Below are 15,292 nucleotides of genomic sequence, written 5' to 3' on the forward strand. Positions count from 1 at the left end.
GGCGACCACGCGGCGACCGACGCGATGGCCGAATGGGGCGGTCCGGTCGTGCTCGACCGGATCCACGACCACGTCGCGGAGTACCTTCCGCTCCGTCCACAGTGCACAGTGCTGGACACCGAACACCTCGACCCGGACGAAACGTGCGCGAAGGTCGCGGAAATCGTTGCCCGCCGAGCAGCGGCGGAGGCACCGCGTGCACGGAACGGGGACCAAAGGGGAAATCTGCCGCCCGGCCCGGCCTGAGCGCGGTATATGTCGAGGAGTGCCAGGACACAGAGCCGACGCGGTCCGGCCGCCGTTCTCCGGGCGGACCGCGAGCCCCGCGCGAACCGGATCCGGTGTCGCCGCGCGCATGGCTGCCGCGGAAATCGCAGCTGATTCCGGCGCAATCCTGATTCCCGACAGCCAACGACAGGTTGGAACGCAGCGAGCGCTCTTCAACGGCCCGGTTTCCGCTGTGCGTCCCGGCCAGTCGAGGGCATTCCCCGGCCCGCGCAGGTCCTTCCGGAAGAGACTCCCATGCCCGAACCCGTTGCCCGCACGGACTTCCCCACGCCGCCCTGGCTGCTCAGCGCGAGCGACGGCGTTGCCCTGCGCGCCCTCGCCGCGGGCCTCCTCGACAGCACGGCGTCCGACGTCGATCTCGCTTACTCTCTCGCCACCCGGGCCCCGCTCGCGCTCCGCGTCCTCGTCCCGGCCGGCGACCGAACCGCCCTCGCAGCGGTCGCCAGCGGCGAGACGCCCGGACAGCCTGTGCCGGAGCGTCCCCGGTTGACCTTCGTCTCCCGCGGCAGCACACCATCTCCGGGCCGAGAAACCGAGTTCTCGCAACAGTTTCCGCTCTTCTCCGACACCTTCGACACGATGTTGGGCGACTATCAGGACTGGCTCTTCGCTTTCCAAGCCGCATTGTGCTGCCTGCTGGAATCCTGGGGCCTCCGCCCGGAAGCCGTCGCCCGCGTGACCAAACCCTGGGACGACACCAGCCTCGTCCTGGATCTCACCCCGCCGTCGGTCCGCGACCTGCTCGCCGAACTCGCCCGGCTGCACACCGCAGGCATCCCCGTCGCCTGGCACGAGGTCTTCGCCGGGAGCGGAGCCCAGCGAGTAGACCTGCCCGCCGAAACCCTGCTCTACCGCCCGCGCTGGGTCCCGGTCCCAGCGCGGGCCGGCCAAGCCGAAATCCTCGAAATCCCCGCGGGCAACGACGTCCACTCCCGCACTGCCCGCACCCTGGACGCTCTGCGACACCGCGAAGACCGGCTCGTCGTCACGACCAACGCCACCGGACCCGATCCCGATCTCGCGAGCGCCGCCGCCTGGGGTCTGCTCAACGCGGCGGCGGCCAAGGTCACCGTGGTCGACCTCGACCGGCCGACCCCCGCCGCCGACATCCTCCACCTCGTCGGCGGCAACACCGAACCCCGGCTCGCCATCCGCGACGGAGTACCGCACGCCTTCCGGGTCGCGCCCGCCGCAGCCTCCCCCGCCCGGCCGATCGATTCCTCCGGCACCGTCCTCGTCACCGGCGGCACCGGCCGAATCGGCACCCTGCTGGCCGAGCATCTCGTCGCCGGACACGGTGTCCGGCACCTCGTGCTGGCGAGCCGCAGCGGCCCCGCCGCCGAACACCTCCCGACCGATCTCGACGCCGACGTCCGCATCGCCGCCATCGACGCCGCCGACCCGGATCAGGTCGAAAACCTCATCGCGTCCTGCCACCCGCCGCTGACCGCCGTCATCCACTGCGCCGCGGTCTTCGACGACCCCTTCGCGGCGGCGCGGACCCCCGAATGCCCCGACCCGGTTCTGCGCGCCAAAGCCGACTCCGCCTGGACCCTCCACGAAGCGACCAAACACCTGCCGCTGTCAGCCTTTGTGCTCTTTTCGTCCCTCGCCGGAACCTTCGGCGAAGCCGGAGCGAGCTACGCCGCCGCCAACCGATTCCTCGACGCCCTCGCCGCCCACCGGCGCGCACGCGGACTGCCCGCCGTCTCGATCGGCTGGGGCCGATGGGATCCGGCGGTCTTCGACGCCGCCCTCGGCAGCGAAGAACCAGTGCTGCTCGGCCCCGGCGCGCCACCCGCCGGACGGACTCGCCCGCCCCAGGGACCCTTCCCCGCACTGCTGACGAGTGTCCCGGCCGGAAGATGACATCCGTCATCGGCTCCGCTCGCGGCGAACTCCAATACTCAGTGCCGTGAAGAAACTCCGGATCGCCGCCGCAGCCGCCCTCACCGCCGGACTCACCGTGCTCGCCCCGGCCGTCGCCGACGCCACGCCGATGCCGCTGACCTTCGGCGTCTAACCGGGCGGTTACGCCGGCGGCGGTTCCACCACCGGCAAACCCGACAATCCGGCCGAGGTGCGGAAAGCGTTGGCGCAGCTGCAATCCGGGCACCGACCGTTCCTGCTCCGCGACTACCTCGGCTGCGGCAGCGCCTTCCCCGACGACGAAATGCGGTACCTCGCGCCGGGCCGCCGGTTGGACGTGGTGCTCAGCTATTCCGGCGAGAGCACGCCGGAATGGCAGGCCTGCGTGGAGAAAACGGTGCACCGCTACGGCCCGATCGCCGATACTATCTCGGTCACTCTCGAACAGAACGTGGTGCCCCGGCCCAACGGCGACACCGCACTGGTGCAAGGCGTCNCAAGGCGTCGTCACCGGCCGGAAGGCAGCCGACCGGGACGGATTCGGCCGGCTGCAGATCGGCTTCGACGAGGTCGCCCGCACCCGGCCGTTCACACAGTTCTGGCAGCATCTCGCCCAGCTCGGCGGGGCCGAGTTCAGCCGCTCGGCCGGCTTCGTCGGCGTCGACCTCTACCCGGACGCCGGACTGCCCGGCATCCCGCCGGAGCCCGACCTGGCCGGGTTCGTCCACCAGACCCTGCACACCGTCCGCACCCAGGAGATGCCCATCGCGGGTCTCGGCCGCGACGTGCCGATCCGCGTGTCGGAGAACGGCTGGGCGACCCACACCGCCCAGCGCACGCCGGCCGGCCAGGCCCGCGCGCTGACGACGGAAATCCTGGCGATCAACCAGGATCGGGCCGCGGAGAACGTGGCCAGCTACGAGCTGTTCGCCCTGCGCGACGACGTCACCGGCTCCCCCAGCTCGTTCGACAACTTCGGCATCATGACCGACGACTACGCCCCGAAGCCGATGTACTGGCTGTACCGCGGCCTGATTTTGACCCTCGCCCGCTCGTGAGATTTTTTGTGCTTGAAACGCGAGCCGGGCGCCAGGCGAGAAATTTTGCCTGGCACCCGGCTGTATAGGTCGTTATACACTAATCAGCCGACGGAGATGTCGTCCGCGTAGATCGGGCTCTGGCCGTACCAGCCGTGGACGTACACCGTCACCGTGCCGGACGAGCCGGTCGTGAAGGGGACGGTCAGCTTGGTCCAGCTGGAGTTGGCGGTCCACGAACTGGCCGTCGCTCCCCCGCGGACGCCGGCGTAGGCGTATCCGCCCTGGACCCACGCGGTCAGCGTGTACGCGTGGTTCGGCGCGAGCGTCAGGTTCTGCGTCGCTTCCCCGGTAGTCGACGCCGTCGGCGACACCTGCAGTGCGTGGCTGCCGGAGTGCACCGGCGAGGAGACGATCGCCCCGCCGCTCCACGGGCTGATCGCGCCGGTCTCGAAGTTGCCGTTGACGACGCTCCCGGTCGGGCTGGTTCCGTTGACAGTCAACGTGTACGTCGCGGTGTGGCTGCCGCCGCCCGCGACCGAGCCGGTGATCGTCAGCGGGTAGACGCCCGGCTGAGTCGCCGCGGTCGTGGTGATCGACAGGTTCGCGCTCTCCCCCGCCTTGACCGTGGCCGGACTGACCGAAGCGGTCACACCGCCCGGTGCACCGCTCACCGAAAGCGAAACCTGCTGCGCCGTACCGGAAGTCACCGCGGTGCTCACCTTGCCGGCGGCCGAACCGCCCGGGTCGACCGAAGCCGAGGACGGGCTCGCGGTCACCGAGAAGTCGTTGCCCGGCACCGGAGTTCCGCCGGTGAACGGGGCGAACGTGTGGCTGAAGTACCACTTGTCCTGCGGGATGCCGGAACAAGTGTCCTGTGCGCCGGTGCCCGGGCAGCTGCCGTTGTCGCGCTGCAACGCCCAGAACGACAGCATGTCGATGCCCTTGGACACGGCCCAGTTGTAGACAGTGACCGCGTCGGCGGTGGTGAAGGTTTCGGCCGCGCCGAAGTCGTCGATGCCCGGCATCTCGGTGATGCCGACCATCCCCCACAGCTGTTCCTGCGTCTTGTTCGGGTACAGCGACGCCAGCTGCGACACCAGCCCGCTCGCGGCGGTCTGGGTGTCCTGGGCCATGTTGTGGGTGGCGTTGTCGTAGTAGTCGAAGGTCATCAGGTTGACCACGTCGACCTTGGCTCCGTTGGACACCGCGTTCCGCAGCACGTCCAGCGCGCTGGTGAGACCGCTCGTGGTGGTCGGCAGCGTGTAGGAGATCTGCAGCTGGCGCCCGTTGGCCGCGGCCCAGTCCTGGACCTTCTTGATCGCCTTGTTCCGGCGGTCGACGCCCGCGGAGTTGGTCAGCGAGTTGTCCTCGATGTCCATGTCCAGGCGCGGCACGTCGTAGGTGGTGATCAGCGATTCGTACGCGGCCGCGATCTGGTCGACGTTCGTGCAGCTGTCGGCGATCTCGGTGGCGTCGTGGTCCGCGGTGTAGCCGCCGAACGAAGGGATGACGTCCCCGCCGCGCGAGCGGATGGTGCGGAAGTCCGCGCCGAACGTCGAGTCCGACACCGGCATGCCGGTGTCGCCGTTCCAGAGGACGGTGCACGAACCCGGGGAGGCGGTCTGCAGGAACGCCATCGTCAGGTGCTTGACGCCCGCTTCCTGGGCCATCGCCGCCGGGCTCTCGCCGTTCCAGGATTCGAAGTAGGGCGCGAACACGTGGTTCGGCAGCGGCGTCGCGGCGTGCGCGGGCACCGCGGTGGCGACCAGCACGCCGAGCGGAGCCGCCGCGGCGGCCAGGACAGCGGACAATCGTGACAAGTGACTTCTTCGTCGCATGCGGGGCTCCAGTGCCGGAAAAGGGGCCGTGCGGCGGCGGCGCACGGCCGGAACCTTCCCAGAATTGGACTGGACCAGTCACCCGTCAAGGTCTAGACCACTAATGCGGCCGAACGGCCGGGTCGGATCGTCGGGCGCCACCGGGGGCCGGTGGTCCGGTGCCGGACCACCGGCCCCCGGTGGGTCAGCCCACCTGTTCCCTCACCGGAGCCGGTGCGCCGAGCGAGAGCGTCGTCGAGCGCGTGGTCAGCGAAATCGCCGCTGCGGCCAGCGTCGACACCGCCAGGAAGCCGAACGCCGCGGCGAACCCGAACCGGTCCGCGAGCCAGCCCATCACCAGCGGCGCGAGCACGCCGGCGAGCTGGCCGCCGGTGTTGACCAGGCCCATTCCCGCGCCGACCAGATCGCGCGGCAGCACCCGCAGCGGCAGGCCGACGATGCCGATCGAGGCGAGGCCGCTGATGAACATCGCGACGGTCTGCAGCACGGTGAACCCGGTCGCCGAATCAGACAGCAGCATCGCGACGAGCACCCCGGCGGCGGCGACGAGCGCGGGCACCACGAGCCAGCGCGGCCTGCGGTCGAAGTACCGGCTCATCAGCCAGCCGCCGATCAGCACCGCCGCCGCGTTCACCAGCTGCGGGATCGCCGCCGAGACCCCCGCGGCGACCAGCGAAAGCCCCTTGGTCTCGACCAGGTACGACGGAACCCAGGTGATCATCCCGTAGGCGAGCATGTTGAAGCAGGCGAACATCGCCGCGCAGCGGATCACCAGCCGGTTCCGCAGCACCTGCGAGACCGGCACCTTCACCGGGGCGACGCGGGCCTCGGGTTCGGTCAGCTCGCGCGGCAGCGGCGCGGGCAGCAGCCGCCACAGCGCCAGCCCGACGATCAGCCCGGCCACCGCGACGATCCAGAACGTGTGCCGCCAGCCCGCGGCGACCACCAGCGGCGCGACCAGCAGCGGCCCGAGGCCCGCCCCGACCGAGTTGGACGCCAGCAGCAGCCCCGCGCCGCGGCTGCGCCCTTCCTGGGTCGTGCGCTCGGCGAGCGCCTTGAACGCCGCGCCCGGGAACAACGCCTGCGCGAACCCGAACGCCGCGCGCAGCACCAGCAGCACGACCAGCCCCGGCGCGAACCCGGTGGCGGCGGTGAACACCGACCACGCCACCAGGGAAATCACCAGCAGCGGCCGCGCACCGACGCGGTCCGCGAGCAGCCCGCCGGGCATCTGCCCGAGCAGGTAGGCGATCGCGAACGCGGAAACGACCAGCCCCTGCATGGTCTTGGAAAGCCCGAACTCGGCTCCGATCAGCGGCAGCGCGACCGCGATCATCACGCGGTCGATGTAGTCGATGATGAAGACGCCGACCAGCAGCGCCAACGTGGTCCGTTCGGTCCGCCGCACGACCGGGGCGGAACTGCGAATGCTCACCGGCGGATCCTCCTTGATTCGGCGATGCCGCATTGTGCGGTCACGCACCCCCTCCGCGGCTTCGTCGGATCCACCGACAGTCAGGGCCGGGATTGCGCCGATCCGACGAAGAGCCGGTTCCCCGCCGAGCCGGGGGCCGCTTCGGCCCAGGTCAGCACGTTCGGCCGGGAGAATCGGCCGTTCGCCGCCGGAACCGCGCCGGCCTTCTCTACGCTGGCGCGACTGAGGACCGCGAACGCACAAGGACGGTGGGCATGGCCGAGGGCGACCGGACGCGGCGATCGGCGGCCGTTACCGCCTGATCGGCGAACTCGGGTCCGGCGGTTTCGGCCGGGTGTGGCGGGCTCGGGACGAAACCCCCGCCGTGGACGTCGCGGTGAAGGAGCTGCGGCTGCCGCCGTCGTCCGGCGAGACCGAACGAGCCGGCCGGCTCAAGCGGGCCGAGCGGGCGGCGCGGCACGCCGCCCGGCTNCGCCCGGCTCCGCGACCACCCGCACGTCGTGGCCGAGGACGGGGCGCCGTGGATCGTGATGCGGCAATGGCGCCGTCACCTGTTCTCGCTTGGCGCGACACTCCACCACGCCGTCGAAGGCGTCTCCCCGTTCGCCCGGGACACCGCGAAAGCGACGATGGCCGCGATCCTCTTCCACCAGCCCCCGTCCCCTGACCGAGCTGACCACCCTCCAACTGGAGAAAGACCCCGCCGAGCGCTTCGACGCCGAAGCTCGGGAACTGGCCGCCGAAGCGACCTCGCCGCGGCGCGAAACCCGGATCGGGACTGTTCGGCAGCCGGTCGATCCGGAACCTGGGCCGCCGCCGCGGCAGCGCATCATCGCCAGGACCGTCGCGACGGCCGTCGTCGTCACGATGATCGCCCTGAGCGGCGCGACGCATGCCGACACCCGGGCAGACGCCGCCCTCCGGCGTTGATCGCCAGGGGGGGGGGAATCGCGTTCTTGGTGGGAGTCGGCCCGCGCACCTGGCCGATCCGGCACTCCAAGCCGATCCCCTTCGGCGCGGGCGCTGTGGCTGCCGGGCATCGCCGTCGGCTGAAGCTCTTCCCGGACCTATCCGGCGGGGCCGGTCACTCCAGCCCCGCCGTATAGGTCGTTATACACCCAGCTTACGCCCCGGCCAGTCCCCGGCGCTTCAGCAGCGGCTCGATCTCCGGCGCGCGGCCGCGGAAGGTCGCGAACGCCTCCATCGGGTCGACGCTGCCGCCGAGGCCGAGCAGGGTCGACCGGAAATGGTCGCCGTTCTCCCGCTTGAGGCCGCCGTTCTCGGTGAACCACTCGACGGTGTCCGCGTCGAGCACCTCGCTCCAGATGTAGGAGTAGTACCCGGCGCTGTAGCCGCCGGAGAAGACGTGGTTGAAGTACGTCGTCCGGTAGCGCGGCGGGACGCTGTCCAGTGCCACGCCCGCCTTTTCCAGCGCCTCGGCCTCGAACCGCTGCACGTCCTCCACCCGGTCGTCCGGGCCGAAGCGGTGCCAGGCGAGGTCGAGCAGCGCCGCGGCGAGGTACTCGGTCGTGCGGAAGCCTTCGCCGTACTGCTGCGCGGCCTCCAGCAGCTCGACCTGCCCGGCGGGCAGCGGCTCCCCCGTCTCGTGGTGCTTGGCGTAGCTGGCCAGGATTTCCGGCCACAGCATCCACATCTCGTTGACCTGCGAGGGGTACTCGACGAAGTCGCGCGGCACGTTGGTGCCGGTGAACGTCGGGAACTCGACGCCGGACAGCAGCGAGTGCAGCGCGTGCCCGAACTCGTGGAACGCGGTGCGCACCTCGTCGAGCGAGAGCAGCGTCGGCTCCCCCTCGCGCGGCTTGGTCACGTTCAGCACGTTGACCACGACCGTGCGCCGCCCGAGCAGCCGCGACTGGTCCACGAAGTTGTTCATCCACGCGCCGCCGCGCTTGGAGTCGCGGGTGTAGTAGTCCATCAGGAACAGGCCGAGCCCGCTCCCGTCGGCGTCGAAGACCTCGAAGATCCGCACCTGCGGGTGATACTTCGGCAGGTCGTTCCGCTCGGTGAAAGTCAAGCCGTACAACCGGTTCGCGGCCACGAACACGCCGTCGTGCAGCACTCGGTCCAGCTCGAAGTACGGCCGCAGCGCCGCGGTGTCCAGCTGGAACCGCTCGCGCTCCACCTTCGACGCGTAGAACGCCCAGTCCCACGGCTGCAGCGTCGCGCCCGGCACGTCCGCCTCCAGCAGCTTCCGCAGTTCCGCCGCCTCGGTGCGCGCGTTCGCGACCGCCACCGGCGCCAGCCGCTCCAGCAGCCCGCCGGCCGCCTCGACGGTCTTGGCCGTCTCGTCCGCGATCACGTACGCCGCGTGGTTCGGGTAGCCCAGCAGCGCGGCCCGCTCGGCCCGCAGCCGGGTGATCTCCTGGACGATCGCGTTGTTGTCGTAGTCGTTTCCGCGGTTGCCTCGCGACACCGAAGCGGTGAAGACGCGCTCGCGCACCGAGCGGTTTTCCAGCGAGGCCACGGCCGCCTGCGCGGTCGGCAGCGTCAGGGTCAGCACGTACTTGCCCGCAAGACCGCGTTCGGCCGCCGTCTGCGCCGCCGCCGCGATCGCGCTCTCGCCGAGCCCGGCCAGTTCCGCGGCGTCGTCGAGCACGACCGCGAGATCATTGGTGTCCCGCAGCAGGTTCTGCGAAAAACGGGTCTGCAGCGTCGAAAGCTGCTCGTTCAGCGCGCGCAGCTTCGCCTGGTCCTCCTCGGGCAACCCGGCGCCCGCGCGGCTGAAATCGGTGTAGCGGCGCTCCAGCAGCCGAAGCTCCTCCGGGTTCAAGCCCAGCTCCGCGCGCTCGCGGTACAGCGCGTCGATGCGGGCGAACAGCCGCGGGTTCAGGTGGATCGCGTCCTCGTGCGCGGCCAGCTTCGGAGCCAGCTCGGCCTGGATCTCCTGGACCTCGTCGGTCGCGTTCGAGCCGGAGATGTTGAAGAACGTGCCCGACACCCGGGTCAGCAGCGCGCCGGCCCGCTCGAGCGCCGCGATCGTGTTCTCGAAGGTCGGCTCGGCCGGGTCGTCGGCGATCCGCTCCACGTCGGCGGCGTGCTCGGCGAGCCCGGCCTCGAAGGCGGGGCGGTAGTGCTCGTCGGCGATGCGGTCGAACGGCGGCAGCTCGTAGGGCAGGTCGCTGGGGACGGCGAACGGGTTGTCCGGGGAAATCATTCGGGTTTGCGCTCCTGGTTCTCCACAGGGTTCTCCGCGTGGTTCCGCCCACCCTACGGGGTTTGGCATCCGACGGAAGGACTGTCGAGCGTCAGCGGCCCGTGCTTCCGCCTACGACGGCGTCGCTGGCAGCCTTCCTGCCGCGGCCGCGTTTCTTCGGCGGAGGCGGCACGATTCCGGCCAGGTCGCCGCCGTGCTCGTTCACCCGGAGCACGAACGGCCGCGTTTCGGTGTAGCGCACGACCGACACCGCGGCCGGGTCCACCACGATCCGCTGGAACGCGTCGAGATGCTGGCCCAGCGCGTCGGCCAGGATCGACTTGAGCACGTCGCCGTGGCTGCACACGACCCACACCGCGTGGTCGCCGTGTTCGGCGGTGATCCGGGCGTCGTGCGCGCGGATCGCGGCCACCGCGCGCGCCTGCATCTCGGCGAGCCCTTCCCCGCCGGGGAAGACCGCCGCCGACGGATGCGCCTGCACGACGCGCCACAACGGTTCCTTCACCAGGTTCTTGAGTTCCCGGCCGGTCCACTCGCCGTAGTCCACTTCGGACAGCCGAGGTTCGACGACCTTCGCCAGGCCCTTCGCGGCGGCCAGCGGCGCGACGGTCTGCTTGCAGCGCAGCATCGGCGACACCACCAGCTCGGCGACCGGCACCCCGGCGAACCGCTCGACGAGGGCGTCGGCCTGTGCTCGGCCGGTGTCGTCCAGCCCGACCTTCGGCGTGCGCCCGGCGAGGACGCCCGAGCCATTGGCCGTGGACTTCCCGTGCCGGAGCAAGATGACCGTACTCACGACGCCACCCTAACCGGTGACCCGCCGGTTCAGCCGCCCGCGGGTCCCGCGTCCGGGTCGAGCACCCCGCCGAAGACCAGGCCGAACAGCACGACCCCGAGCACGACGCGGTAGATCACGAAGGGCACGAAGCTGCGCTTCTTGATGTAGGCCATCAGCCACGCGATCACCAGGTAGCCGACGCCGAAGGCGACCAGCGTGGCCAGGATCGTCGGCCCCCATTGCGCGTTCTCGCCGTTCTTGCCGATGTCGGTCAGCTTGTACAGCCCCGAGCCGAACACCGCGGGCACCGCGAGCAGGAACGAGTACTCGGCGGCTTCCGACCGGGTGTAGCCCATCAGCAGGCCGGCGCTCGTCGTGCCGCCCGAGCGCGAGACGCCCGGGATCAGCGCGAGGGCCTGCGCGAAGCCGTACGCCAGGCCGTGCGGCACGTTCAGCTGGTCCAGCGTCCGTTGCTGCTTCGCGGTCCGGTCGGCGAACAACAGGATCAGGCCGAAGACGATCAGCGTCGTCGCGGTGATCCGCAGGTCGCGGAACGCCCGGTCGATCTCGTCCTGCAGCAGCAGGCCGAGCACGACGATCGGCAGCGAGCCGACGATGATCAGCCAGCCCAGCCGCGCGTCCGGGTCGCGCCGCCAGTCCGGGCGGTAAAGGGAGAAGAACCAGGCGCGCAGGATCCGGCCGATCTTCGGCCCGAAGTAGAGGATCACCGCCAGCTCGGTGCCGATCTGGGTCACCGCGGTGAACGCCGCGCCCGGATCGCCCCAGCCCGACAACGCGGCGACGGTCCGCACGTGCGCGCTCGAGGAGATCGGCAGGAACTCGGTGAGCCCCTGCACCAGCCCCAGGATCAGGGCCTCGAACCATCCCATCAGGCCGCTCCCGCCGGTTCGCCCGCCCGCACGGGGCGCAGTCCGATTCGCACGACTCGGGAACCTATCGGGTGGTTTCCGGGGACTCCCGCGAGGGCGCCGGTCCGGTGGCCCGGGACTTGCGCCAGGTCCGTGCCTCGGCCGCGCCGGCAGCGCCGGCTTCGGGCCCCGGAAGCGGGATGCCGGTCCGACACGGGGTCACCTTGGTCGGGTGCGGGCGGGTGCGCCCACTAGGCTCGGCGGTCGTGGAAAAGCGACAGCTCGGCCGGTCGGGACTGCGGATATCGCGGATGGCCCTCGGCACCATGACGTGGGGCGGCGACACCGATCCGGACGAGGCGGCCAGCCAGCTGGTCGCGTTCGTCGACGCGGGCGGCACGCTCGTGGACACGGCCGACCTTTACGCGGGCGGCGAGGCCGAGCGGATGCTCGGCGAACTGCTGTCGGACCTGGTGCCGCGCGAGGACGTCGTGCTGGCCACCAAGACCGTCGCCCGCCGCGCCGACGGCCCGTTCGGCGGCGGCGCTTCGCGCGGCGCGCTGCTGTCCGCGCTCGAAGGGTCGCTGCAGCGGCTTCGCACCGACCACATCGACCTGTGGCAGCTGCACGCGTGGGACTCCTGCGTGCCCATCGAGGAAACGCTGTCCGCCCTCGACTACGCGGTGACGAGCGGCAAGGTCCGCTATGTGGGCGTCTCCAACTACGCGGGCTGGCAGCTCGCCACCGCCGCTTCGCTCGCCACAGTGCCGCTCGTGTCCGGGCAGTTCGAGTACTCGTTGCTGGAACGCGGCATCGAACGCGAAGTCGTCCCGGCCGCGGCGCACCACGGGATCGGGGTGCTGCCGTGGGCTCCGCTCGGCCGCGGCGTCCTCACCGGGAAGTACCGCACCGGAACGCCCGCCGACTCGCGCGGCGCGTCCGCGGAGTACGCCGGCTACGTCGAACACCACCGCACCGAACGGGCCGCGCGGATCGTGCAGGCCGTCGTGACCGCCGCCGAAGGGCTCGGCACCTCGCCGCTCGCGGTGGCGCTGGCCTGGGTCCGGGACCGGCCGGGGGTCGCCGCCCCGGTCGTCGGCGCGCGCGACACCGGCCAGCTCACCGGGTCGCTCGCCGCCGAAGACCTCACGCTCCCGCCCGCCATCCGCAGCGCGCTGGACGACGTCAGCGGCGTCGAATTCGGCTATCCGGAGAGGGGCACGCGGTGAGCCGCAGGTGTCGGGTCGGTGACACGGGCGTGACGGTTCGGCGATCCTGGAGGATGCTGGAGGGACCTGCTCGCCGGAGCTTTGCTGGAGGTTTCAAGGTGCGTCGGCTCGCCGCCGTCTCGCGGATCGCGATCCCGCTGGCCGGTGCGCTCGCGCTGTCCGCCTGCTCGTCCTCGGCGGAGCCGAAGGACAATCTGCAGGTCGTGGCCAATCCGACGGCCGCGAAACCCGCCGTCTCCCCTGCTCGCGCGGCGCCTCCCGCCGGGCAGGTGCTGCCGATGCCCGCGGTGTCCGCGATCGCGGCCGACCAGCAGAGCCACACGCTCGTCGTCGCCCTCAAGCAGCCCGCGGAGCTGCGGCTTTACGATCTCGCCTCGCTCGGCGCGCCGAAGAAGACCGTCGCGCTGCCCGGCCCGGCGGAGTCGCTCAGCGTGTCCGGGGGCCAGGCGCTCGCCGGGATCCCGGGCAAGGGCGTGCTCGCCCGCGTCGCGCTGCCGAGCGGGAAAGTGACCGCCGAGAAGGTCGCCGGGCAACCGGCCGCCGGGGTCGCCGACGGACCGGACACGCTGGTCGCGGTCCGCGACCGCAAGGCCGTCGAGGTGCTGGCGAACGGCTCGGTCGCGAAGACGATCACCGGGCAGCTCTACAGCGCCGACGACGTGGTCGACACCGGCAACGGCGTCGTGGTCCTCGACCGGCTGCGCACCGCCGTGTTCAGTGTGGACGTCCGAGCCGGAACGATGGACGAGGGCCTGCGCGCGGGCGACGGCGCGGCCAACGCTGTCGCCGACTCCTACGGCCGCGTGCTGGTCACCGACGCCCGCGCGGGCGCGTTGCTCGCGTTCTCGACCAACCCCTTGATCCTCCGCCAGCGCTACCCGGTGCCCGGTGGCGCGTACGGCCTCGCCTACGACGCGAAGCGCAGCCTGGCGTGGGTCACCCTGACCGCCCGCAACGAGGTCGTCGGCTACGACGTCCGCGGCGGAGAGCCCGTCGAGAAGTACCGATTCCCGACCGTGCGCCAGCCGGACACGGTGGGCGTCGACGACCAGAGCGGCCGCGTGTTCGTCGGCTCGGCCGCCGGAGAAGGGACCCAGGTGATCCAGCCATGACGACAGTCGACGAGGCGGTGGTCGAAGGGGATTGGGAGTATCGCCGCCTGCGCCTCCCCCCGGCGGTGTCCCGGCGCGCGGCGATGATCCAGCTCTCCATCCACGCGGAGTTCGCGGGCTGGGAACTGCGCACGGTCCGGCTTTACGCGGACGGGACGCGGAGGGTGTGGCTGCGGCGGAAGCGCACCGCGGCCGACCACTCGACGGGGCTGCCCACCTGACCCGCTCGACTGTCCGTTATGCGCGAGTTGGCCTGTCTCGTCGCGCCCGCCCTCGACAGCCTCATCGCCGCCCCGACCCGGGAGGACCCGACCGGCTCGGTCTTCCAGTTCGAAGGCGACCACGCCGACCCGCTGCTGCGCGAGTATCCGGAGATGGTGCCCACGCACCTCCGGCCGGCGCTCGGTATCGAGGACGCGCCGCACCGGCGTTTCGACACGGTCGTCGAAGGCCGCGTCTCCTGTCAGATAGGCGTCGAACTCGGCGTTCCCGACGCGTACTCGCATCTTTTGAATGCTGTAGCCGGTCCGGTGCGCCGTTGTGCGACGCCGGGTTCTCAGTGGACAGCCGGACCTTCGAGAGCGGTGGCCCTAGTAGCCTGGACCCGCATGGCCGACGCTTCGCCGCCGCAAACCGTGTACCCCAACCTCAAATACGCCGATCCGAAAGCCGCCGTCGAGTTCCTCGCCGAGACCTTCGGATTCGAGCGGGCACGAGGCCGACCAGTACGGCATGCACAGCCCGCTCGTGCTGCGCGGCACCAGCCACGCGTTGTGCGCCTGGGTGCCGGACGACACGCTTGAGCGCCACCAGGCCCGGGCCGAGGCCGCCGGGGCGCGGATCCTCGGCCCAGTGCACGATTCCCCGGCCGGGGTCCGCGAGTACTCGTGCGCCGATCCCGAAAGCCAGGTCTGGACCTTCAGCAGCTACGCGGGCGAGTAACCCTCGCGCTCACCGGCGTCTGCTGTGTTTGCCCGGCCGGTCCGGATACCGGATACGCAACCGCGCTGCCAGCCCGAACAGCACCGCCAGGACGATCGCGCCAGCCGCGGCGAGAAGCGCGCCGAACGTCAGTTCGCCAGCGTCGGCCGCAGTGCGGGTCTCCACGATGCCTGCCCGGTCTTCGGCAAGATCGACGGCAGTGCCGGGAACGAGCTTCGAGTCGACGGACACGTCCTCGTCCAACGGAGTGCCGTCCGGCCGGGCGCATCGCGCGGTGCACGCGGTGCCGAAGCGGGCCTGGTGGCATTCGGAGGAAACCACGGTCGCGGTGTAGCGCTCGCCGTGCACTGCGACATAGCCGACGCAGGTCATCGCGACCGCGACCCCGTACAGAATGGTGCAGACGACGGTCAGCACCAGCAGCCAGGTCCGTCCGCTGGACCTGAACGTCACCACTCCCGCCGCGCAAGCGAGCGCGATGACAAGAACCGCGCCGGCGAGTCCGCCGCCCGAAGCGGGATTCACCAGCGCCAGCCCGGCTCCCGCGCCCAGCACCAGTACGCCCAGCCAGCACGCCCCGGCGCCGAGCGTTACCGCGACGCGGCTCGCCTGCCGCGGGGTACGCGTCGCCGGGATGGGCTTTCTCGCCGTCATCCGGGAATCATGGCAGTCCGGATGTCCACCGCGCGCACGCCCGGACCCAGCGGACAGTTCGCT

At 71.1% G+C, this 15,292-nt stretch carries 15 protein-coding genes; 9 read left to right on the forward strand and 6 right to left on the reverse strand.

Going from position 1 to position 15,292, the window contains the following annotated elements:
- The 3 genes from A4R44_RS31650 to A4R44_RS31665 all read left to right on the forward strand — a co-directional run.
- Positions 1 to 246, forward strand: a 246-nt coding sequence (locus tag A4R44_RS31650; RefSeq protein WP_198545512.1) for a hypothetical protein, incomplete at its 5' end; no start/stop codon positions are given.
- 276 nt (positions 247 to 522) lie between these two features.
- Positions 523 to 2,157, forward strand: a complete 1,635-nt coding sequence (locus A4R44_RS31655; protein WP_067588830.1) for a beta-ketoacyl reductase — start codon at positions 523 to 525, stop codon at positions 2,155 to 2,157.
- Between the two features lie 758 nt (positions 2,158 to 2,915).
- Positions 2,916 to 3,215: a hypothetical protein gene (locus A4R44_RS31665; protein WP_067588834.1), complete on the forward strand. Its 300-nt coding sequence runs from the start codon at positions 2,916 to 2,918 to the stop codon at positions 3,213 to 3,215.
- 83 nt (positions 3,216 to 3,298) lie between these two features.
- Here A4R44_RS31665 and A4R44_RS31670 read toward each other — a convergent pair whose 3' ends face one another.
- A complete protein-coding gene (locus tag A4R44_RS31670; protein ID WP_067588836.1) occupies positions 3,299 to 5,035 on the reverse strand; it encodes a glycosyl hydrolase family 18 protein in 1,737 nt (578 codons plus the stop codon).
- Between the two features lie 184 nt (positions 5,036 to 5,219).
- Entirely contained in the window at positions 5,220 to 6,470 is a 1,251-nt protein-coding gene (locus tag A4R44_RS31675) for an MFS transporter (RefSeq protein WP_198545513.1), read from the reverse strand.
- 561 nt (positions 6,471 to 7,031) lie between these two features.
- On the opposite strand from A4R44_RS31675, the gene A4R44_RS48425 reads away from it, so the two are divergent.
- Complete coding sequence (locus A4R44_RS48425; RefSeq protein WP_067588840.1) at positions 7,032 to 7,400, forward strand: hypothetical protein; 369 nt, start codon at positions 7,032 to 7,034, stop codon at positions 7,398 to 7,400.
- Positions 7,401 to 7,593: 193 nt separating this feature from the next.
- Here the strand turns inward: A4R44_RS48425 and A4R44_RS31685 are convergent, their stop codons facing one another.
- The 3 genes from A4R44_RS31685 to A4R44_RS31695 all read right to left on the reverse strand — a co-directional run bounded on the left by A4R44_RS31685 (position 7,594) and on the right by A4R44_RS31695 (position 11,313).
- Positions 7,594 to 9,645, reverse strand: a complete 2,052-nt coding sequence (locus A4R44_RS31685; protein ID WP_067588842.1) for a M3 family metallopeptidase — start codon at positions 9,643 to 9,645, stop codon at positions 7,594 to 7,596.
- Between the two features lie 91 nt (positions 9,646 to 9,736).
- Positions 9,737 to 10,441: a histidine phosphatase family protein gene (locus tag A4R44_RS31690; protein WP_067588844.1), complete on the reverse strand. Its 705-nt coding sequence runs from the start codon at positions 10,439 to 10,441 to the stop codon at positions 9,737 to 9,739.
- 29 nt (positions 10,442 to 10,470) lie between these two features.
- The gene (locus A4R44_RS31695) at positions 10,471 to 11,313 is read right to left on the reverse strand and encodes an undecaprenyl-diphosphate phosphatase (protein ID WP_067588846.1); all 843 of its coding nucleotides are present in this window, start codon (positions 11,311 to 11,313) and stop codon (positions 10,471 to 10,473) included.
- 245 nt (positions 11,314 to 11,558) lie between these two features.
- On the opposite strand from A4R44_RS31695, the gene A4R44_RS31700 reads away from it, so the two are divergent.
- From A4R44_RS31700 to A4R44_RS49430, 5 genes are all read left to right on the forward strand, one after another.
- Entirely contained in the window at positions 11,559 to 12,521 is a 963-nt protein-coding gene (locus A4R44_RS31700) for an aldo/keto reductase (RefSeq protein ID WP_067588948.1), read from the forward strand.
- Between the two features lie 98 nt (positions 12,522 to 12,619).
- On the forward strand, positions 12,620 to 13,633 hold the full coding sequence (locus A4R44_RS31705) for a YncE family protein (RefSeq protein ID WP_067588848.1): 1,014 nt from the start codon (positions 12,620 to 12,622) through the stop codon (positions 13,631 to 13,633).
- Entirely contained in the window at positions 13,630 to 13,854 is a 225-nt protein-coding gene (locus A4R44_RS31710; protein WP_067588850.1) for a DUF5703 family protein, read from the forward strand. The genes A4R44_RS31705 and A4R44_RS31710 overlap by 4 nt, the downstream gene beginning before the upstream one ends.
- Positions 13,855 to 13,872: 18 nt before the next feature.
- Complete coding sequence (locus tag A4R44_RS49425) at positions 13,873 to 14,436, forward strand: hypothetical protein (RefSeq protein WP_198545514.1); 564 nt, start codon at positions 13,873 to 13,875, stop codon at positions 14,434 to 14,436.
- Entirely contained in the window at positions 14,417 to 14,575 is a 159-nt protein-coding gene (locus A4R44_RS49430; RefSeq protein ID WP_198545515.1) for a hypothetical protein, read from the forward strand. The genes A4R44_RS49425 and A4R44_RS49430 overlap by 20 nt, the downstream gene beginning before the upstream one ends.
- A gap of 9 nt (positions 14,576 to 14,584) precedes the next feature.
- Here A4R44_RS49430 and A4R44_RS31720 read toward each other — a convergent pair whose 3' ends face one another.
- Positions 14,585 to 15,229, reverse strand: coding sequence for a hypothetical protein (locus A4R44_RS31720; protein ID WP_067588854.1), 645 nt, complete (start codon positions 15,227 to 15,229; stop codon positions 14,585 to 14,587).
- Positions 15,230 to 15,292: the final 63 nt, after the last annotated feature.

The sequence above is a fragment of the Amycolatopsis sp. M39 genome (genome assembly GCF_001651785.1).
Taxonomy (GTDB): Bacteria; Actinomycetota; Actinomycetes; order Mycobacteriales; family Pseudonocardiaceae; genus Amycolatopsis; species Amycolatopsis rubida.

Excerpts from the sequence above, each read along its gene's own strand:
- A4R44_RS31695 (WP_067588846.1), bottom strand. The coding sequence starts at position 11,313 with ATGGGATGGTTCGAGGCCCTGATCCTGGGGCTGGTGCAGGGGCTCACC.
- A4R44_RS31710 (WP_067588850.1), top strand. The coding sequence starts at position 13,630 with ATGACGACAGTCGACGAGGCGGTGGTCGAAGGGGATTGGGAGTATCGC.
- A4R44_RS31670 (WP_067588836.1), bottom strand. The coding sequence starts at position 5,035 with ATGCGACGAAGAAGTCACTTGTCACGATTGTCCGCTGTCCTGGCCGCC.
- A4R44_RS31720 (WP_067588854.1), bottom strand. The coding sequence starts at position 15,229 with ATGACGGCGAGAAAGCCCATCCCGGCGACGCGTACCCCGCGGCAGGCG.
- A4R44_RS31685 (WP_067588842.1), bottom strand. The coding sequence starts at position 9,645 with ATGATTTCCCCGGACAACCCGTTCGCCGTCCCCAGCGACCTGCCCTAC.
- A4R44_RS31655 (WP_067588830.1), top strand. The coding sequence starts at position 523 with ATGCCCGAACCCGTTGCCCGCACGGACTTCCCCACGCCGCCCTGGCTG.
- A4R44_RS49425 (WP_198545514.1), top strand. The coding sequence starts at position 13,873 with ATGCGCGAGTTGGCCTGTCTCGTCGCGCCCGCCCTCGACAGCCTCATC.
- A4R44_RS31665 (WP_067588834.1), top strand. The coding sequence starts at position 2,916 with ATGCCCATCGCGGGTCTCGGCCGCGACGTGCCGATCCGCGTGTCGGAG.